Below are 18,182 nucleotides of genomic sequence, written 5' to 3'. Positions count from 1 at the left end.
CTCCGTGCCGGACGGTCGGGTCCGACGCGTGGGTCTCCGCCGCGTGCGGGCGGCCTGTCCGTCAGCCGGTGACGCGCAGGATGGGGTCGTCGAGGGAGCCGCCGAGCATCTGTGCGCTGAATCCCTTGCGCAGCGCGTAGATGAACGGGTCGTTGACCAGCGGCACCGCGTCCACCTGTGAGATCAGGGCCTTGGCGGCCTTCTGGTAGGCGGCGCAGCGGGCCTCTTCGGTCGTCGCCTCGGTGCCCTGGGCGAAGGCCTTGTTCACCACGGGGTTCTTCACCGCGCCGAGGTTGCCGCCGCCTTCGGGGACGGTCGGGCCCACGAACTTGGCGAGCGGGCTGGCGAGGCTGCCGAGGAAGTTGAGGTCGGCGAAGACCGTGAGGTCCCAGGCATCGGGCTTGCCGAACACGGTCCCGACCCAGGTCCCGACGTCGACGTTGGCGAGGGTGACGTCCGCGCCCGCGGCCCGCAGCGCCTCCTGGATGTACTGGTTTCCGGCGCCGGCGGGACCGACGACCTGGGGACCGACGAGGCGGATCTTCTTGCCCTTGAGCGCGTCGGCCGCCGCGGCCTTGTCCTGCGGTACGAGGAAGGAGGAGCCGGGGTCGTTGCAGGGGATCCCCTTCTGCACGAACATCGTCGACGGCTCACCCGTGTCCTTCGAGACGACCTTGGTGAAGGCGGCGCGGTCGACGGCCCGGGCGACCGCCCGGCGGGTGGCGACGTCCGCGAAGACCGTGCCGGGTCGTTCGTTGAAGAGCAGGTAGAAGTCGGAGAACCGGCTGATGCTCACGCTGTGGCCGGCCACGCCGTCGAAGCGCGGGATTCCGGAGGCGTCGATCTTGCCGATGTCGAGCTGTCCGCTGGTCACGAGGTTGCCGGTCGCCGTCGGGTCGGGCGAGACCAGGTACTCCATCGTCGCGGCGACCTTGCCGGGGATCTTCGTGCGCCAGGCCGGCCATGCCTTGTACTCCGGGCGAAGCTTGTAGGAGTACGAGACGCCGGACTTGGACTTCTCGAGAAGGTACGGGCCGGACTGGGAGCCCTTGGCCTTACCGGCGGCAAGGGCCTTGAGGTCCTTGAGTCCCGCCGGGCAGACGATGCCCGTGCTCGCGACCGACAGGCCGGTGACCATGTCACCCCACGGCCTGGCAAGCGTGATCTTCACCGTCCGCGCCGCGTCGTCGGCGGCCACTTTCACCGTGTTGCCGGGGCCGAAGACCGTGGGGAGATCGGGCGCCGCCGTCTTCGGGTCGATGTAGCGGTCGAGGGAGCCCTTGACGACCGTCGGCGTGATCGGCGTCCCGTCGGCGCAGGTCGCGTCGGCGCGCAGGGTGAACGTGGCCGAGGTCGGCGTGTTCTTCCACTTGGTGGCGAGCCCGCCGACGAGCCCGCCGTCGTCCTTGCGCACGAGGGTGTCGTAACTGTTGCGGGCGAGCTGGTAGTCCGGCAGGGAGAGAGCCTTGGCCGGGTCGAAGGAGGCCGGCACGTCGATCGTCGTCCGGATCCTCGTCGCCGTGGCGGCATCGCCGCCGCTCGAGTCTCCCGACGTCGATCCCGTGGTGGTACAGCCGGCGAGTACGGCCGTCATGGCGACGGCTGCGGTCACAGGGATCGCGCGGGTACGGGTCTGGCGCATGGGTGCTCCTGGAGAGGGATGTCGCGCTCTGCGCAGGTCGCACGGAATCGGGCGGGACGAGCGCGAGCAGTTCGGGGTGGAGGCGGTGCGCGCGGAGCTCGGCGGACGCCGCTCGGGAGCGAGCCGTGGAGCACTCGGTGTGGAGAGGATGCCGCCAAGTGAACGACGTAGTCAATAGCGTTAACTATCTTTCCGCGCGCCGGCTTCGCCGCCGATCTCGGCCATAGAAGCGCTGCTGGGCGGTGGCCGCGAAGAATGACGCGTGTCAGTCGCGCGGGAGCGTCGCCGCCTCCGCCAAAAGGGCCGCGAGGAGGAGGTCCGTCTGCCGGTGGAAGACTTCGGTCATGTCGATGCTGCGCAGGTGCTCCTTCGCCGCCTCCGCGTAGGGGTACGCGTCAGGATCCGCCGGCTGGTACTCCTGCACCCAGTTCACCTCGGCGCCGAACCGCTGGTTGACGAGCCGCCAGGCGTTGTTGCTCGCCATGGAGAGGATGAAGTTCGAGAACGCCTGATAGTGCAGGACGGCCTCCCGGCCGCGCCAGCCGCCACGGTGGAACGCTTCCAGGACGGCGTCCACGGCGCGCAACTCGTGAACGCCCCGGGTGACTCTCCCCATGCAGAGCGCGGCGGCCGCCGGGTGTTCCAGCGCGGTGTTCCAGGCACGGATCGCCAGGTCACGCAGCGACTCGGCCCATGACTCGTGCGGCTCGTACTCCTCGAGGGAGATCCTGTCGAGCTCCTCCGCGACGGCGATCATGATGTGGTCGCGACTCGCGAAGTGCCGGTACACCGCGGTTGCGGAGGCGGACAGCTCCTTGCCGAGTCGCTGGAAGGTCAGCGCGTCCGGCCCGTCTTCGTCGAGGATCCGCAGCGCGGTCCCGGCGATCAGCCCCTGGGAAAGAGTCCCCCGTTGGAGCCGCTTCCTCGACCGGCCCCCCGCGACTGCCACTCGAACACCTCCGTCGGACGGACGGCGAGCGCACGCCGCCGCAGCCTGCGCCTCCTTATCGGCGACAAGGAAACCAGCCTAAGCGACCGAGCGGATCATCTTGAGCCCGGTCACCGGAGTGGCCATCTTCCACGCGGACCACGGTGGCGAATCCACATCCGAGGCGTTCCAGCAGATGTGCTGCCGATGTGGCGTGGTGCAGTCGATGGGCTTCCGCGCCCACCACGCGTTCCTGACCCGGCTGCACGTGGACCACTACGACCAGCTCATTCGGCGCGATCAGGCAGCTGGACGAAAGGAACTCATCGAGTACGAGGGCATCGGGCGAGCCCCGGACGCGCCGCAGCCACGGTTTCAGGTGATGAACGGGCGCCTTTCTCCAGGAGTGTGGCCGAAACGGGTCCGGAAGACCCTGGTGAAGTGGGCCTGGCTGGCGAAGCCCCAGCAGTGGGCCACCTCGGCTATCGTCAGATGGCGGGAGCCGGGATCGGCGAGCACGTGCCGGGCCTTGCCGAGCCGCTGTTCGAGAATGCAGCGGGAGGGGCTCACCCCGGTCGGCTGGAAGATGCGGCTGAGGTGCCGCGCCGACACTCCGATCGCCTCGGCGACTCGCCCTGAGCTCAGCCCGGGCTCGGCAAGGTGCCGGGCTATGTAGTCCTTGGCCACCGCCAGCTGGGAGAGCGTGGCGGGCAGCGCTGAACCACCCAGCCTCGGCGCGGCCAGCGTACGGACGAGGTCCAGCACGGTGGCCTGGGTGCTGATCGAGTCGTCGCCGCCACGCCCCTTGACCCAGTCGGCCAGTACCGCCTCCAATGCGGAAGCCTGCGCACCCTCGGCCGCTGACCCTCGGCCGAGCAGTATCGGCGCGGACACCTCGCCGGGGGCACACTGCGCGGCGAACACCTCGCGGGGGATGTCCACCAGCAACTGGCGCATCGGGGAGGGGAATCCGAACAGATAGGGCCGGCGCGTGTCGTAGAGGATCAGGTCACCCGTCCGCAGGGTGACACAGCCGCCCTCGTGGAAGAAGACCCCGCAGCCCGCTGTCAGCAACGTGACGAAGATCGAGTCCTTCGGCAAGCTCTGACAGATCCGTGGGGTCCGTTCGATGACGTGCTCGTTGCCGGAGATGTCGGCCAGCCGAAGGTCGCCCTCCCTGACCGACTTCGAGATCCAGCCCGCAATGAGCAGACCGGGCACGATCGTCACGAGCAAGGCCGGCCGACGAGCCCTGGAGCAGCCCCATGTTCAGACCGCGACGGCTCTCCCGGGACGCCTCCACCATCAGCGACTGCGCCAGGGGCAGTACGGCCCCTCCGCCACGCCCATCAGGGCCCGGGCGACGAGCAGACCGAGGAAGCCGGTCATCAGCCCGCCCGCCGCGGAGAAACAGGAGAAGAGGACCACCGCGGCGATCAGAATGGGTTTGCGTCTGCCGAGGTTGTCCGAGAGACGGCCGGCAACCATCCCGGACAGCGCCCAGGTGAGTGCCAGCACTCCGGACAGCGTGCCCAGCTCGGTGTTGGACAGATGGATTTCCTTGCTGATGAAGGGGGCAAGGAAAGACAGTGCCTGGCGGTCGAAGAAGACGAATCCGAAGGCCAGGAAGAGGATCAGCAGCAGCCGGTTCTCATAGCGGTGTGCTGTGCCGTCGACGGCCGCGGGCGATTTCGCGTCGCGCCGGACACGGGTACGGATACGTGAAGCAAGGGGCGCAGCCCCTGCTTTTCAGGGGCCCGGGGAACTGCGCGACCAGCCCCCACGCACCCGCACCCGACAACCGGCCCCCTCCGTTCCCCCACTCACGTGTCGAAGTCCACCGTCAATCTGTCCGTGACCGCGTAGGACTGGCAGGTCAGCACATACCCCGCCTCCACCTCCGCCGGTTCCAGGGCGAAATTGCGCCGCATCTCGGCCCGGCCGTCCGTGACCAGCGCGCGGCAGGTGCCGCAGACCCCGCCCTTGCAGGCGAACGGCAGGTCGGGGCGGGTGCGTTGCGCGCCGTCGAGCACGCTGCGTTCGCGGGGTAGCGCGGCCGTCGTCGTGCGGCCGTCGAGGACGACCGTGACCTCGCTGACGGGCCCCTCGGCGGCAGCCTCCTCGTGCCGCGTCTCGCGGACCGGTTCGTCGTCGGCGTAGAACAGCTCCTGGTGAACGCGGTCGGCAGGGACGCCGAGTCCGTCCAGGACCCGCTGGGCGTCGCGGACCATGCCGTGCGGCCCGCACAGCCACCAATGGTCCGCCGTGTCGACGTCGACCAGGGAGTCGATCAGCGCCGAGAGCCGGTCGGCGTCCAGGCGGCCGGAGAGCACCTCGGCCTCGCGGGGCTCGCGGGAGAGGACGTGGGCGAGCTGGAAGCGCGCCGGGTACAGGTCCTTGAGGTCGGCCAGTTCGTCGGCGAACATCACCGTGCCCGTACGGCGGTTGCCGTAGAAGAGGGTCACGGTGGAGCGGGGGTCGGCGGCGAGCACGGACTCGGCGATGGAGACCATGGGGGTGATGCCGGAGCCGGCCGCGATGAGCACATGGTGGCCGGGGGTGGTGAGGTCCGGGGTGAAGAAGCCGGTGGGGGCCATGACCTCGACGGTGTCGCCGGGCCGTACGTCGTTGACCAGCCATGACGAGAACAGTCCGCCCGGCACGACCCGTACACCGATGCGCGGTGTCGTCCCGGCCGGGGAGCAGATCGAGTACGACCGCCGCTCGTCGCGCCCATCGATCTCGCGCCGCAGCGTCAGCGACTGTCCCGGCGCGAACGCGAACTCCTCCGCCAGCTCCGCCGGAACCTCGAACCCGACGGTGACGGCGTCCTCGCAGAGCGGCTGTACGGCGGCGACCCGCAGACTGTGGAAGGCCGGCCGTCGGCGGACCCTGGGGCGTCCCGCACCGTTCTGCAAGGTCGGCGCGTCCAGGAGGCCTCTCGTCGGCTCCTTCTCGAGGCCTTTCATCAGATCTCCTTGACGTGCTCGAACGGCTCGCGGCAGCTGTGGCAGCGCCACAGGGACTTGCAGGACGTGGCGGCGAAGCGGGAGGTCTCCTGCGTGTCGGCCGAGCCGCAGCGGGGGCAGGCCACGGACCGCCGGGTGGGGGACAGCTGGAGGGGGACCGGGCCCCGGGGTGCCGCGCCGGGCGGGGCGATGCCGTGTTCCGTCAGCTTGCGGCGGCCGGTGTCGGTGATCCAGTCGGTGGTCCACGGGGGGTTCAACACCGTGCGGATCTCGACGCGTTCGTAGCCGGCGGCGCGCAGCCGCGCCGCCACGTCGGCGCGCATCTCGGCCATGGCCGGACAGCCGGAGTACGTCGGGGTCAGGCTCGCGACGACCGTGCCGTCGGCCGTCAGCCGCACCTCGCGCAGGACACCCAGGTCAGCCAGGGTCAGCATCGGCAGCTCGGGGTCCGGCACCTGCTCGGCGATGTGCCGGGCGCGGCGCGCGGCGTCGGTCAGGGTGGTCACCATGTCGCGTCCGGGTGGGCGCGGGCCACGCTCTGCAACTCGGCCAGCAGCGGCGCCAGATGCTCCGTGTGGTCACCGGCGCGGCCCGCGCCCGACAGTGGCCGGTACACCGGCATCGGCACTCCGGCCGCCTCGGTGACCTGCTTCAGCACCGCTCCGACCTCGTCCTGGACGTCGCATGCGGTGAACAACTCACCGAGGTACGGGGCCACTTGTTCCATGGCCTTGCGGATCCGCCGGTGCGACTCCGCCGTGCCGTCGCCGAGGCGTACGGCCCATTCGGCGGCGTACTGCCGGTGGTAGCTCAGCTCCTTGACGCCCTTCGCCGCGATCGCTGCGAGGACCGGGTCCGGGTGCGTGACCAGCCGCTCGAAGTGCGCAAGGCGCCAGCTCGACAGAACGAGCAACCGGACGATGGAGAACGCGAAGTCCCCGCAGGGCAGTTCAGCCAGGCGTACGTTGCGGAAGTCGCCGGCGTCACGGAAGTAGGCGTAGGCGTCCTCACCACGCCCGGTGCCGTCGACCTGCCCGGCACGGGAGTACAGCAGACGGGCCTGGCCGAGCAGGTCGAGCCCGATGTTCGCCAGCGCCACCTCCTCCTCCAGCTCGGGCGCACGGGTGGTCCACTCGGCAAGCCGCTGAGCACTGACGAGGGCGTCGTCCGCCAACGCCACACAGACGGCCGCCAGTTCACCGGGGTCGATGCCGCCGGGCACCGTGGTGTCCACACCGTGCAGGGGGTCCTCGAAGCCGGTGCCGTACGCCCAGCGGGTGTCGTCCTCGTGTCCCTCGGCCAGGGTCAGGTAGACGTGCTCCTCACTCATACCCTGCTCCTCAGATGTGCGGGACGTCGTCGGGGATGTCGTAGAACGTGGGATGGCGGTACACCTTGTCGGCGCTCGGCTCGAAGAAGGGGTCCTTCTCGTCACGGGTGGAAGCGGCGATGTACTCGCTGCGCACGACCCAGACCGACACGCCCTCGTTGCGGCGGGTGTACAGGTCACGGGCGTGCGTGAGCGCCATACGGTCGTCGGCGGCATGCAACGAGCCCACATGGACGTGGTTCAGACCGCGCTTGCCACGCACGAACACCTCGTACAGCGGCCAGTCGCCCTTGTTCGTGCCGGTCATGCCGCCGTCCCCTTCCGGGCTCGCTCGCTCTGCTTCGCCGCGTGGGCGGTGGCCGCCTCACGCACCCAGGCGCCTTCCTCGTGGGCGGTCCGCCGCCGCTCCATCCGCCGGTCGTTGCAGGGGCCGTCGCCCTTGATGACCCGCATCAGCTCGTCCCAGTCGGGGGTGCCGAAGTCGTGGTGGCCACGCTCGGCGTTCCACTTCAGGTCCGGGTCGGGAAGGGTGACACCGAGCTTCTCCGCCTGCGGGACCGTCATGTCCACGAACCGCTGCCTCAACTCGTCGTTGGAGTGCCGCTTGATCTTCCACGCCATCGACTGCGCCGAGTTCGGCGAGGCGTCATCGGGTGGACCGAACATCATCAGCGACGGCCACCACCAACGGTCCACCGCGTCCTGCACCATCGCCCGCTGCCCGCCGGTACCACGCATCATCGTCAGCAACAGCTCATAGCCCTGCCGCTGGTGGAACGACTCCTCCTTGCAGATCCGCACCATCGCCCGCGCGTACGGCCCGTACGAACTCCGGCACAGCGGCACCTGGTTGCAGATCGCCGCACCGTCCACGAACCACCCGATCACCCCCACGTCGGCGAAGCTCACCGTCGGGTAATTGAAGATCGACGAGTACTTCTGACGCCCCTCGATCAGCCGCTGCGTGAGATCCGCACGATCCGCACCCAGCGTCTCCGCCGCCGAGTACAGATACAACCCGTGCCCCGCCTCGTCCTGCACCTTGGCGAAGAGGATCGCCTTGCGGCGCAGCGACGGCGCACGCGTGATCCACTCCCCCTCCGGCTGCATGCCGATGATCTCCGAATGCGCATGCTGCGCGATCTGCCGCACCAACGTCCGGCGATACCCCTCCGGCATCCAGTCACGCGGCTCGATCCGCTGGTCCCGCGCGATCGTCGCCTCGAAATGCTGCTGGAGGGCGTCCTCTGCGTCCCGGGACGGCGCCCCCGCGGAGTCTGTCGTCGTCATCGATACCAGCTTCCCAACCGACCATTCGTTCGGTATCAGTGTGACGCGATTCGAGCGGTCGGGCAAGACCCGCACGCCCCGCCCCGCCGGCTTCCGCAGCCCCCCCTCCCCTCCGGCTCCCTCAGAGCCCCCGATGCACCACATGCCCTCCGGTCACCGTGAGGAGCACGGGCGCGTCGGCGACCTCGTCCGCGGGTGCCTCCACAGGGTCGACTCCGAAGGCCGTCAGATCGGCCCGCAGCCCCGGACCGACCCGACCGGCGACATCGCCTTCGCCCGCGGCCACAGCCGCGTGACGCGTGCACCCCTCCAGCGCCTGCAGCCCCGTGAGCCCCGCCCCTGAGGACGCCGCTCCCTTCGGCGCCCTCGCCGTCGCCAGTACGGCCCGCGCGTCGTAGTGGGCGATGGGCCAGTCCGACCCGAGCGCGACGATCGCGCCCGCGTTCCGCAGGTCACGCAGGCGCCAGGCCCGCGCGGCACGCTCCTCCCCCAGCCGCAGCGACCACTCGTCGGACAGATCGGCCCGCGTGTAGTCCGTGTGCGGCGGCTGCATCGAGGCGATGACCCCCACCTCGGCGAACCGCCCGACGAGCTCGTCCGGCACGGACTCGATGTGCTCGATCCGGTGCGCGAGCCGTCCGCCGGGGCCCAACGAGACGACGGTGTCGAGGACATGACGTACGGCGGCGTCCCCGATCGCGTGTGTCGCCGTACGCACCCCGGCGCGGTGCAGCTCTCGTACGGCGGCGCTGTACGCCGCCGGGTCGGGCCAGAACGCGTCGGTGCCCTGGCCGTGGCAGTCGGGGTGGTCGAGCCACGCGGTACCGCCCTCGACGGTGCCGTCCATGAAGAACTTCACCCCGCCGACCCTCCAGTGCCGTCCGCCCCGGCTCTGGAGCGCGACGAGTTCGGCGAGGTCGTCCGCGTCGGCGCCGGGCATGCACCAGGGGGCGAAGCGCAGCCGCAGCGGCAGCGGCGACTCCTCGGCGAGCGCGCCCACCAGGTCCAGGTCGCCGAGGTCCATGACATGGGCGCCGGTGAGACCGGTGGCCGCCATCGCGCGGAGCAACTCGCGCAGCCGGTCGCGGCGTTCGACGTAGGACGGCTTCGGCATGAAGGGCTCGACGAGCGCCATCGCGGCATGCTCGACGAGGTGTCCGGTGAGTCGTCCGTCGGCGTCGACGGCGAGGTGGGACCTCTGTGCGAAGGCGCGCGGACCGGTGATGCCGGCGACTTTGAGCGTGGCCTCGCTGACGAGCGCAGAGTGGCCGTCGTAGAGGCGCAGGAAGGCGGGAGCACCATCGAGGACGTCCTCGACGAGGGCGCGGTCGACGGGCCGGCCGGCGAAGACGTTGTGGTCGAGGCCGTAGCCGATGACCCAGCCGTCGACGCGTTCGCCGGAGGCGAGCGCGGCCCGCAGGCCATCGAGGTCCGTCACGGCCGTGAGGTCGATGCCGGTGGCCATGTCCAGGCCCCACACGGGGTGGCTGTGGCTGTCCACCAGGCCGGGCACCAGTCGGCCGCCGCCCAGGTCCACCACTTCCGTGCCGGGTCCGCGCCAGTCCCGTACGTCCGCCTCCTCACCGACGGCGACGATCAGACCGTCGCGTACGGCGACCGCCGTGGCCCGGGGTCGGGCGGGGTCGAGGGTGCGGACACGGGCGCCGGTGACGACGAGGTCGGCGGTGGGCATGGAGAGGTCTCCTCCGGTGGTGGGGTGGGTGCGGCGGTCGGTCGGTGCGGGCCGGTGGTCAGTCGCCGGCGTCGGCAGGCGGTTCGGCGGCGAAGTGCGCGTAGACCCCCGGCCTGGCGCGGCGCAGCCACCCGGCCAGGACCAGACCGACGATCAGGACGGCCGGGACGAGGACAGCGAGGACGGTGTTGACGGTGGTGGAGGCGCCGGTGAACTGGTCGAGGTGGGTGACGACCAGGGCGATGGCGCCGGTCAACAGGGCCGCCGCCGCGATGGGGGCGACGACCGTGCGCAGGGCACCCTCGGAGTGGGTGACGCGCCGGAAGTAGAAGGGCACGGCGAGGGCGGCGAGCAGTTGCAGCAGCATCAGGGCGAGCATTCCGGGGGTGTTCACCCACAGCAGGAGCTGCATGTACGGGTCGGCGCCGGCCGTGGCGAAGGCGAGGACGACGATCGCGCCGAGGACGGTCTGGGCGATGCCCGCGACGTACGGGGAACGATGGCGCGGGTGGACGCGGGCCAGGGCCTTGGGCAGGATCCCCTCCTCGGCGAGGGCGAGGCCGTAGCGGTTGATGGCGTTGTGGAAGGCGAGGAGGGAGGCGAGGACGCTGGTGACGATGAGGATCCGCATCAGGTCGGCCGCCCAGGAGCCGACGTAGGTGGTGATGGCGGTGAAGAACAGGTCGACGGGGTTGGCGCCGGCCGTCGCGATGACCCGGGCGTCACCGAAGGCCTGGATGACGGTCCACACGATGAACGCGTAGAACAGGCCGAGGAACCCGATGGCGAGGTAGGTGGCGCGTGGCACCGTGCGTGCCGGGTCGCGGGCCTCGCGGCGGTAGATGACGGTCGACTCGAAGCCGGTGAACGCGGCGAACGCGAAGGCCAGGACGGCGACCATGCCGGGGACCATGACGTTGCCGGGGGCGAAGGAGGCGAGGGAGAGGCCGTCTGCGCCGCCCTCGACCAGGACTCCCCCGGCGAGCAGGACGAGGATGCCGGTCTCGGCGACCAACAGGACACCCAGGAGCTTGGCGCCGAAGTCGATGGAGCGGTAGCCCGCCCAGCCGATGAGCAGCAGGCCCACGAGGGAGACGGGCAGCCAGGGGATGTCGGTGCCGAACAGGGCGCGGGCGGTGTCCCGGGTGGCGGTGCCGAGCAGGCCGTAGACGCCGATCTCCATGGCGTTGTAGCCGATCAGCGCGAGCAGGGCGGCGCCGACACCGAAGGGGCGGCCGAGACCCCGGGTGATGTACGCGTAGAAGGCGCCGGCGCTGCGGACGTGGCGGCTCATGGTGGTGAAGCCGACGGCGAAGACGGCGAGTGTGAGTCCGGCGAGGAGATAGCCGACGGGGGCGCCGATGCCGCCCATCAGGATGGCGAGCGGGGCGACGCCGGCCATCACGGTGAGCGGGGCGGCGGCGGAGACGACGAAGAAGGCGATGTCGGTGGTGCCGAGCGAGCCGGAGCGCAGGGACGGGGCCGGGGTGGCCGCTTTCCCCGCCGGGTCGGCGGCGGTGGCGTCGGGGGTGACGGTCATGAGGGGAAAGCCCTTCTGACTTCGGGCGAAGGCCCTTCAGCCATGAGGGCGAGGGGCCCTTTCGGCTGCGGGCGCAGGCCCTTCTGGCTGTGGGCGGGACGGTTGGAGCGGGGCCGTGCGGGATGACCTGGCCCGTAAACCTAAAGGCTTTCGGTTATCGCAATGTAGCCTTCACCTCGGACTGCTGGGAAGACCCCGGAGGGGACGGACACCATGGGACGGCCGCGCACCCCCCTGCTCGACAGGGAGCGCATCACCACCACCGCGCTGGAACTGCTCGACGCGCAGGGCGAGTTCAGCGTTCCGCAGATCGCACGGCGGCTCGGGGTGCAGACCGGCTCGGTGTACCACCACGTGGACGGCCGGGACGGCATCGTCGAGCTGCTGCGGGAGCGAGTGGCGGAGGGCATCGACATCTCGGCCCTCGATCTGCAGCCGTGGGACGCTGCCCTCGCCGCGTGGGCCCGCTCCTACCGCGCCGCCTTCGCGGCCCACCCGCGGGCGATCCCGCTGCTGATGACCTCCCCGGTGCGGGCCCCACGCGTCCTCGAACAGTACGAGCGGGCCGTCGGCCTGCTGCTCGACGCGAGCTTCCCGCTGCCGGACGTGATGCCGGTGCTGGTCGCCCTGGAGAACGTCGTCCTCGGCTCGGCGATGGACCTCGCCGCCCCCGTGGCCATGTGGGAGATCACCGACGAGTCGGCGACCCCGCGCCTGGCCCGGGCGCTGGACGCGGCGGGTGAGGGGCGCGCGGACGCCGCCTTCGAGCTGGCCCTCGACGGCTTCCTCGCGCACGCGCGGCGCAGGCTGGGGACGCACGCCCAGGTCTAGGCCCTGCGGGGATGAAAAGCACGGGGCGCAGCCCCTGCTCTTCAGGGGCGCGGGGAACTGCGCGAGGAGCCCCACCGGAGCCGCACCCGACAACGCACCCCACCCGGGCCCGGCCGTGTACGGAAAACTCCCGTGCACCGATTCGTACACCTCTGCGATCATCCCGGAATGGCGCAGAGTCTCGAATCGCTGGTCGTCCGGCACACCCACCGCCTGCCCACCCCCAAGGGGTCCCCCGGTGACGGGACCGCCGCGGCGCGGCAGTTCGACGCGGCGTTGATGGACGTGGGCTTCAAGCTCTCGGCGGAGCTGCTGGAGAGGCTGTCGGGGCTGTCCGAGGCGGCGGTCCTGTACACCGCCCGGCAGACCCTGCGCACGGTGCGCGAGATGGTGGGCGACCACGTCCGGCACAACTCCTACTTCATCGACTTCCCCAGGAACGTCCCGAGCACCGAGGAGTTCTGGACGCGGTGCGTGGCGCACGCCCTCGGCGACAAGAAGGCACGCGAGGGCGTGCTGGCCCAGCTGGCGGGCGGGGTGCTGGACCTGCTCAGCCTCCCCACGTACGGCCGCTACCAGCACACCTACGAGGAGATGCTCGCGGCGCAGGACGAGCTGATCGCCTCGGCCGGTGACCGGATCACCGTGCTGCACCCCGGCCGGGACCTGGACTCCGAACTCACCGACCTGTACCTGGCTCTGGCGGGCAGCACGACCCCGCTGGGCGAGGACGACCTGCGCGACCTCGAGCTCCTCGCCGAGCGGTGCGCCCTCGGCCCCCAGCCGGAGCGGATCCCGGTGCGGGAGAACCGGGCGGTGGTCAACGAGGCACGGCTCGCCGTGGGCGCGGACCTCCTGCTCGACACCGTCACCGATGTGCTGCGGCTGGCCTGCGCGCTGTCGGACGGCGACGTGACGCTCCAGGAGCCGACCCGGTTCCGGCCCTTCTCCCGGCCGGTGCGGCGGGCGCTGCTCGCGGGCCTCGACGCCGTGATCGCGGCGAACCCGGCCAGGCTGGCCGATGTGCACACGCACCGGGAGCCGTTCAAGCGGCTCGGCGAACGCCTCCACCCGCACGAGTACCCCCGCTGGCCCCACGCCGCCGACGTGTTCGCCGTCGCCCGGGGTGAGAAGGAGGCGCGCTCCTTCGACAGCCGGGTCGAGAAGCTGCTCGACGAGTTCGACGTCGCCGGGGCGGCGGCGCTGCTGAAGTCCGCTCCGGGCAAGCTGTTCCGCGCCCTGGACCTCCTGCTGCGCGTCGCCGCCGACCAGGAGGAGCGCGACGCGGTCCTGGCCGCGGCGGTCGAGGTCGCGCCCGAGATCTCCGGCCGGGTCGTCCTGTCGGTCCGCGAGCACCTCCACAACCGGGAGCGGGAGAGCGACGCGCCCCGGGTCTTCGTCAACCGCCGGGGCCGCGCCTGGGTCTGCCCCGACGACCGGCCGCCCGTTCCGGCCGCCGACCGGGACCGGCTGATCGCCGCGCTCGACACCGAACTGCGGCGCCGGCTCCCGGCGCCCGGGCGGCTGCTGGTCGACCCCGACGTCCTGGCCGTGGCGCTGCCGCTCAGCGGCCGGGCGACGGCGGCCGGGCTCGGCGTGCTGCCGCGCGGTTCGGTCTCGGAGGTCTCCGGCGGGCGGCTGCGGTTCTTCGTGTACTGGAAGCAGGCCGAGCACCGCACCGACTACGACCTGTCGGCGCTGCTCCTGCACGACGACTACAGCACCGACTCCTGGCTGTCGTACACGTCCCTCACGTCCGTCGGAGGCCGGCACTCGGGCGATGTCACCGAGGCGCCCGAGGGGGCCTCGGAGTTCATCGAGCTGGCCCTGGACCGGGTGCGCAGCACGTTCGTCGTCCCGCAGGTCAACATCTACGCGGGCGAGGGCTTCGAGGAGGTCGAGGAGTCGTTCTTCGGGTTCATGGTGCGCGACCGCGAGCAGAAGGGCCGGCCGTTCGAGCCGCGCACGGTCCGGATGAAGTCGGAACTGCGCGGGGTCGGCCGGGTGGCGCTGCCGCTGGTGTTCCGGCGCGGGGAGGACGGCCGGTGGCGCGCGAAGTGGCTGCACCTGTATCTCAAGGGCATTTCGTCGGCCAACCGGGTCGAGGAGAACCAGGCGTCGGTGTCGAAACTGGTGCGTGCCGTCGTGGAGCGCGAACAGCTGACGGTGGGGTACCTGATCGACCTGATGACCCGTGAGGACACGGTCATGGACCTGTGGGACGGCTCGGCGCCGGACGAGCCCGTGACGTACATCGGTCTGGAACGGCCCGAGGGGCTGCACCCGGACTCCCGGGTCATCACCCTCGAAAATCTGCGCGACCTGATCCCGGGCTGAGTGCTAGCGTGGCCCGTGGGCGAGGCCATGAAGGGGCTTCCTTCTCATTCACTCCAAATGAAACCGAGTTCCTTCGCTCTCCTCGCCCTCCGCTTCCACCGGGAGGCGCCCGCGCGGCGCCTCCCGGTGTCGTATGTGCGGCCCGCACGATGCGGCGGACCGCCGGTGACTCACCTCCCGAGTGCCGCCCGCGCCACCGCCAGGGCCTGTTCCGCGTAGCCCCGTCCGAACAGCACCGTGTGCACCAGCAGGGGGAAGAGCTGGTGGAGGCCGACGCGGTCCTGCCAGCCGTCGGCGAGGGGTGCCGCCCGCTGGTAGCCGTCCAGGACATGTCCCAGGTGGGGGCAGCCGAAGAGCGCCAGCATCGCCAGGTCGGTCTCGCGGTGGCCGCCGTGCGCGGCCGGGTCGATGAGCCGGGCACGGCCGTCGGCGCCCCACAGGACGTTGCCGTTCCAGAGGTCGCCGTGCAGCCGGGCGGGTGGCTCGGCGGGACCGGCCAGGTCGGGCAGCCGTGCGCAGACCTCCTCGATCAGAGCGGCCTCGGCGGGGCGGATCGTCCGGTCGTCGACCGCCTGGCGCAGATACGGCAGGACCCGGTGCTCGGCGTACCAGGCGGGCCATTCGTCGCCGGGGGTGTTCCGCATGGGGGCGCGTCCGATGTACGCCTCCGTCGGGCCGCCGGGCGGTGGGGCGCCGAAGGCGGGGGCACCGGAGCCGTGCAGGGCGGCCAGTTCGACGCCGAGGCGGACCGCCGCCCCGGCACTCGGTGCCCCCTGGTCCACCAGGCCGATCACCAGGCGGTTCCCCTCGTGGCCGTGGACCGTCGGCACGCGGACCGTGTCCGCCTCGGCGAGCCAGCGCAGTCCTGCCGCCTCGGCCCGGGCGGCGCCGGGGCCGTCGCCCTGCTTGACGAGTACCTTCCGGCCGTCGTCGAGGGTCACCTCGGTCAGGGTGCCGGACAGTCGATGCTCGCCGACCGCCGGGGTGCCGGTGAGCCGGGCCGCGAGGGCACTCGGTGCCGTGCGCTCGCCCACGGCGACCACCTCCGGTTCTCGTCTCCTCAGGCGCTCCACAGGATCCCGCAGGGGGCTGGGTGCGGCACCAGTGAGATCTTCTACCCATGTCTTGACATGCAAACGGAACGCTCCGTGGCTCGGCCGATCATTTTGATTCGCGAAGAACGTTCACGGCTGTCAACCGCCGTCACGGCAGCGATCGGCACCGCCCTGCGGCCCACCGTGCCCTTCGCCGCGTATCTCTTCTACGAGTGGGCCGAACACCCCGCCCTCGACGGCCGTCCGGCGGTCGGGGACGACTGTGATCACTTCGCCTGGGAGAGCGAGACCGCGTCGGGGCCGGCGAGGAATCGCAGCTGGCCGGTCGTGTCGTGCACGGCTCGCCACACTGTCTCGGCGACGTCGCTCTCCTTGGTGAACAGGTCCTGGCCCGTGAAGTCGCCCATGGCCTTCTTCGCCCACGGTGCGTAGGGCGCCGGGACCAGCTCGTCCAATGAGGCGCCCTTCGTCGCGTTGGCCGCGAAGTTCGTCGTCAGGCAGGCGCCCGGCTGGACCGTCTTCGCCCGCACACCGAAGGGCGCGAGTTCGAGCGCGAGGGATGCGGTGAACCCCTCGATGGCCATCTTGCTCGCCTTGTAGACGGCCGAGAGCGGCATGTGCCCCAGCACCACGCTGGAGGTCACGTTGACCACCACGCCGGAGCCGCGCTCGCGGAACTGGGGCAGCACCGCCTGCGTCATCGCCATCACGCCGAACGTGTTGGTCTCGAAGACCTCCCGCACTCGGGCCATGGGGGTGCCCTCGAACACGCTGATCGATGGCACGCCCGCGTTGTTGACCAGGACATCGATGGGACCGGCTGCCTCGAACGCGGCGGTGATGCTCTCGGGCCCGGTCACGTCGAGCTCGATGACGCGGAGCCGGTCCGACTCGGGAAGGATGCCCGGACGCGGCGTCCGCATCGTGGCGATGACGTTCCACCCCTGCGAGTGGAAGTGGAGTGCGGTCTCCCGCCCGTACCCGGACGAGGTACCAGTGATCAGAACTGTCTTCATGTTGTGCCCCTTTGCGAAGTGATGGGATCCATACGGGTGGGCAGGCATATTCCTGCTCCACGGGAGAACCGGTGATCCCATTGAATCGTTCTGAACTGCGGAGATAGTAGAACTATCCTCGCTACTCCTTGCACGATCCTCCGGCAAAGGCCACCCAACTCAGAGCGGGAGGCCTGCCGGCGCACGCACGGCCTGACGCAGGCGGGCGGCGTCCTGGCTGGGGGGCGAGCCGAACTGGCGGCGGTACTCCCGGCTGAACTGCGACGGGTTGTCGTAGCCGACGCGCTGCCCGACTCCGGTGACGTCTCCGGGGTGGGTGGCGAGCAACAGCCGGGCCTCCTGGAGCCGGATCTGCTTCTGGAACTGGATGGGGCTCATCGCGGTCACCGCTTGGAAGTTGCGGTAGAAGGCGGAGACGCCCATGCCGGACTGCCGCGCCACGTCCTCGACCCGGAAGGGCTGCGCGTAGTGCTCGCGGATCCAGCGCACGGCCCGCGAGATGTGGCTGAGGCTGCTGTCGGCCAGGCCGAGCTGGCGAACCGTCGCACCCTGCTCGCCGGTGATCAGACGCCACAGGATCTCGCGCTTGACCAGCGGGGCCAGTACGGCCCGGTCGCGGGGCTCGTCGAGCAGGCGCAGCAGCCGGACCACAGCGTCCAGCAGCGCGGCCGGAGCGTCGCTGACGGCGATCCCCGACGGCGCGCCCCCGCTGCTCCGGGGGGCATCTCCGGGCCCGGCCTCAAGCAGCAGCTCGGCAACGGCGGACGGTTCCAGGACGAGACCGAACCCCAGCGCCGGCTTCTTGGGGTCGGCCTGGGTGAACTGTCCTGTGACAGGCAGATCGACGGATGCGACCAGGTACTGCCCGGGCCCGTACTCGAACACCCTCTCACCCAGGGCGAGGCGTTTGGCGCCCTGCGCGATGACCGCCAGGAGCGTGCCGGACATCGCAGGAGCCGGTGGATCAGGGCGGTCGACCTTCGAGATGAGGACGCCGTCGACGGCGGTGGTCCAGTCGGGCCGCGCATGGCGGGCCAGCAGGGTGCGGAGTTCTTCGAGGTGCATGCGTCCATTGCAGCACCATCCCGCGCCGCGGTTCCCGAAGTGGCGAGGATCGTGCAAGTACGAACGAGTATCTGTCTAACGTTTTCACAGGTCAGCCCGCTTGAATGGAGTCACCGCGCTCCATCACCGAAGAGGAGGAGAAGGAATTCATGATTGCCAGCTACGGCTTCGGCGCCACCCTGACCGCCAGGCCCGGTATGGGCGACCGGCTCGTCGACCTGCTGCTGACCGGACTGAACGAGGGCAGTCCCGGCGCGAGCGAATACTGCCTCGTCTACCTCGTCTCCCGCTCCGCGTCCGACCCCGACGTCGTCCACGTCGCCGAAGGCTGGACCAGCGAGGAGGACCACCACCGCGTCTTCGCCGGCAGGACCGCCCAGGCCATCGTGGCGCAGATCGACCCGCTGCTCGCCAAGGACTCCGAATACACCGACTATGTTCCGGTCCGCGGCAAATCCGCCCTCTGACCCGCAGGACACCCGACAC

Annotated in this window: 17 protein-coding genes; 3 read left to right on the top strand and 14 right to left on the bottom strand. The window is 70.7% G+C overall.

Annotated elements, in window-relative coordinates; all coding sequences use genetic code 11:
- Positions 1-61 precede the first annotated feature (61 nt).
- From P8T65_RS43695 to P8T65_RS43645, 11 genes are all read right to left on the bottom strand, one after another.
- Complete coding sequence (locus P8T65_RS43695) at positions 62-1,642, bottom strand: ABC transporter substrate-binding protein (protein ID WP_316730980.1); 1,581 nt, start codon at positions 1,640-1,642, stop codon at positions 62-64.
- Between the two features lie 265 nt (positions 1,643-1,907).
- Complete coding sequence (locus P8T65_RS43690; protein ID WP_316730979.1) at positions 1,908-2,591, bottom strand: helix-turn-helix domain-containing protein; 684 nt, start codon at positions 2,589-2,591, stop codon at positions 1,908-1,910.
- Between the two features lie 354 nt (positions 2,592-2,945).
- Complete coding sequence (locus P8T65_RS43685) at positions 2,946-3,800, bottom strand: AraC family transcriptional regulator (protein WP_316730978.1); 855 nt, start codon at positions 3,798-3,800, stop codon at positions 2,946-2,948.
- A 75-nt stretch (positions 3,801-3,875) separates the two neighbouring features.
- Positions 3,876-4,289 carry an MFS transporter gene (locus P8T65_RS43680; RefSeq protein WP_316731916.1) on the bottom strand — a complete coding sequence of 138 codons (414 nt, stop codon included), beginning with the start codon at positions 4,287-4,289 and terminating at the stop codon, positions 3,876-3,878.
- A 104-nt stretch (positions 4,290-4,393) separates the two neighbouring features.
- A complete protein-coding gene (paaE, locus tag P8T65_RS43675; protein ID WP_316730977.1) occupies positions 4,394-5,539 on the bottom strand; it encodes a 1,2-phenylacetyl-CoA epoxidase subunit PaaE in 1,146 nt (381 codons plus the stop codon).
- Positions 5,539-6,048 (bottom strand): 1,2-phenylacetyl-CoA epoxidase subunit PaaD, encoded by a 510-nt coding sequence (gene paaD, locus P8T65_RS43670; RefSeq protein ID WP_316730976.1) that lies wholly within the window; start codon positions 6,046-6,048, stop codon positions 5,539-5,541. The genes paaE and paaD overlap by 1 nt, the downstream gene beginning before the upstream one ends.
- A complete protein-coding gene (paaC, locus tag P8T65_RS43665; RefSeq protein WP_316730975.1) occupies positions 6,042-6,869 on the bottom strand; it encodes a 1,2-phenylacetyl-CoA epoxidase subunit PaaC in 828 nt (275 codons plus the stop codon). Before paaC ends, paaD begins: the two co-directional genes overlap by 7 nt.
- A 10-nt stretch (positions 6,870-6,879) precedes the next feature.
- Entirely contained in the window at positions 6,880-7,176 is a 297-nt protein-coding gene (gene paaB / locus P8T65_RS43660; protein WP_215451984.1) for a 1,2-phenylacetyl-CoA epoxidase subunit PaaB, read from the bottom strand.
- Positions 7,173-8,159: a 1,2-phenylacetyl-CoA epoxidase subunit PaaA gene (gene paaA, locus P8T65_RS43655; protein WP_316730974.1), complete on the bottom strand. Its 987-nt coding sequence runs from the start codon at positions 8,157-8,159 to the stop codon at positions 7,173-7,175. The genes paaB and paaA overlap by 4 nt, the downstream gene beginning before the upstream one ends.
- 121 nt (positions 8,160-8,280) lie before the next feature.
- A complete protein-coding gene (locus P8T65_RS43650; protein WP_316730973.1) occupies positions 8,281-9,852 on the bottom strand; it encodes an amidohydrolase in 1,572 nt (523 codons plus the stop codon).
- A gap of 58 nt (positions 9,853-9,910) precedes the next feature.
- Positions 9,911-11,392, bottom strand: coding sequence for an APC family permease (locus P8T65_RS43645; protein ID WP_316730972.1), 1,482 nt, complete (start codon positions 11,390-11,392; stop codon positions 9,911-9,913).
- Positions 11,393-11,605: 213 nt separating this feature from the next.
- On the opposite strand from P8T65_RS43645, the gene P8T65_RS43640 reads away from it, so the two are divergent.
- The gene (locus P8T65_RS43640) at positions 11,606-12,223 is read left to right on the top strand and encodes a TetR/AcrR family transcriptional regulator C-terminal domain-containing protein (protein ID WP_316730971.1); all 618 of its coding nucleotides are present in this window, start codon (positions 11,606-11,608) and stop codon (positions 12,221-12,223) included.
- A 168-nt stretch (positions 12,224-12,391) separates the two neighbouring features.
- The gene (locus P8T65_RS43635; protein WP_316730970.1) at positions 12,392-14,560 is read left to right on the top strand and encodes a TerD family protein; all 2,169 of its coding nucleotides are present in this window, start codon (positions 12,392-12,394) and stop codon (positions 14,558-14,560) included.
- A gap of 170 nt (positions 14,561-14,730) precedes the next feature.
- Here the strand turns inward: P8T65_RS43635 and P8T65_RS43630 are convergent, their stop codons facing one another.
- The 3 genes from P8T65_RS43630 to P8T65_RS43620 all read right to left on the bottom strand — a co-directional run bounded on the left by P8T65_RS43630 (position 14,731) and on the right by P8T65_RS43620 (position 17,696).
- Positions 14,731-15,594, bottom strand: coding sequence for a fructosamine kinase family protein (locus tag P8T65_RS43630; protein WP_316730969.1), 864 nt, complete (start codon positions 15,592-15,594; stop codon positions 14,731-14,733).
- Between the two features lie 287 nt (positions 15,595-15,881).
- The gene (locus tag P8T65_RS43625) at positions 15,882-16,631 is read right to left on the bottom strand and encodes an SDR family oxidoreductase (RefSeq protein ID WP_316730968.1); all 750 of its coding nucleotides are present in this window, start codon (positions 16,629-16,631) and stop codon (positions 15,882-15,884) included.
- Positions 16,632-16,790: 159 nt separating this feature from the next.
- Complete coding sequence (locus P8T65_RS43620) at positions 16,791-17,696, bottom strand: AraC family transcriptional regulator (protein ID WP_316730967.1); 906 nt, start codon at positions 17,694-17,696, stop codon at positions 16,791-16,793.
- Between the two features lie 149 nt (positions 17,697-17,845).
- Here P8T65_RS43620 and P8T65_RS43615 point away from each other — a divergent pair, with 149 nt between their 5' ends.
- Entirely contained in the window at positions 17,846-18,163 is a 318-nt protein-coding gene (locus P8T65_RS43615) for an antibiotic biosynthesis monooxygenase (protein ID WP_316730966.1), read from the top strand.
- The last annotated feature ends 19 nt before the right edge of the window (positions 18,164-18,182 follow it).

Origin of the sequence: Streptomyces sp. 11x1 (assembly GCF_032598905.1) — a bacterium.
Taxonomy (GTDB): Bacteria; Actinomycetota; Actinomycetes; order Streptomycetales; family Streptomycetaceae; genus Streptomyces.
The sequence above is the reverse complement of the archived record's forward strand: the minus strand, read 5'-3'. Positions and strand labels throughout refer to the sequence as shown.

Bases quoted from the DNA above. Each gene is read 5' to 3' on its own strand.
- P8T65_RS43695 (WP_316730980.1), bottom strand. From the start codon at position 1,642: ATGCGCCAGACCCGTACCCGCGCGATCCCTGTGACCGCAGCCGTCGCC.
- paaE (WP_316730977.1), bottom strand. From the start codon at position 5,539: ATGAAAGGCCTCGAGAAGGAGCCGACGAGAGGCCTCCTGGACGCGCCG.
- paaD (WP_316730976.1), bottom strand. From the start codon at position 6,048: ATGGTGACCACCCTGACCGACGCCGCGCGCCGCGCCCGGCACATCGCC.
- paaC (WP_316730975.1), bottom strand. From the start codon at position 6,869: ATGAGTGAGGAGCACGTCTACCTGACCCTGGCCGAGGGACACGAGGAC.
- paaB (WP_215451984.1), bottom strand. From the start codon at position 7,176: ATGACCGGCACGAACAAGGGCGACTGGCCGCTGTACGAGGTGTTCGTG.
- paaA (WP_316730974.1), bottom strand. From the start codon at position 8,159: ATGACGACGACAGACTCCGCGGGGGCGCCGTCCCGGGACGCAGAGGAC.
- P8T65_RS43650 (WP_316730973.1), bottom strand. From the start codon at position 9,852: ATGCCCACCGCCGACCTCGTCGTCACCGGCGCCCGTGTCCGCACCCTC.
- P8T65_RS43645 (WP_316730972.1), bottom strand. From the start codon at position 11,392: ATGACCGTCACCCCCGACGCCACCGCCGCCGACCCGGCGGGGAAAGCG.
- P8T65_RS43640 (WP_316730971.1), top strand. From the start codon at position 11,606: ATGGGACGGCCGCGCACCCCCCTGCTCGACAGGGAGCGCATCACCACC.
- P8T65_RS43635 (WP_316730970.1), top strand. From the start codon at position 12,392: ATGGCGCAGAGTCTCGAATCGCTGGTCGTCCGGCACACCCACCGCCTG.
- P8T65_RS43625 (WP_316730968.1), bottom strand. From the start codon at position 16,631: ATGAAGACAGTTCTGATCACTGGTACCTCGTCCGGGTACGGGCGGGAG.
- P8T65_RS43620 (WP_316730967.1), bottom strand. From the start codon at position 17,696: ATGCACCTCGAAGAACTCCGCACCCTGCTGGCCCGCCATGCGCGGCCC.
- P8T65_RS43615 (WP_316730966.1), top strand. From the start codon at position 17,846: ATGATTGCCAGCTACGGCTTCGGCGCCACCCTGACCGCCAGGCCCGGT.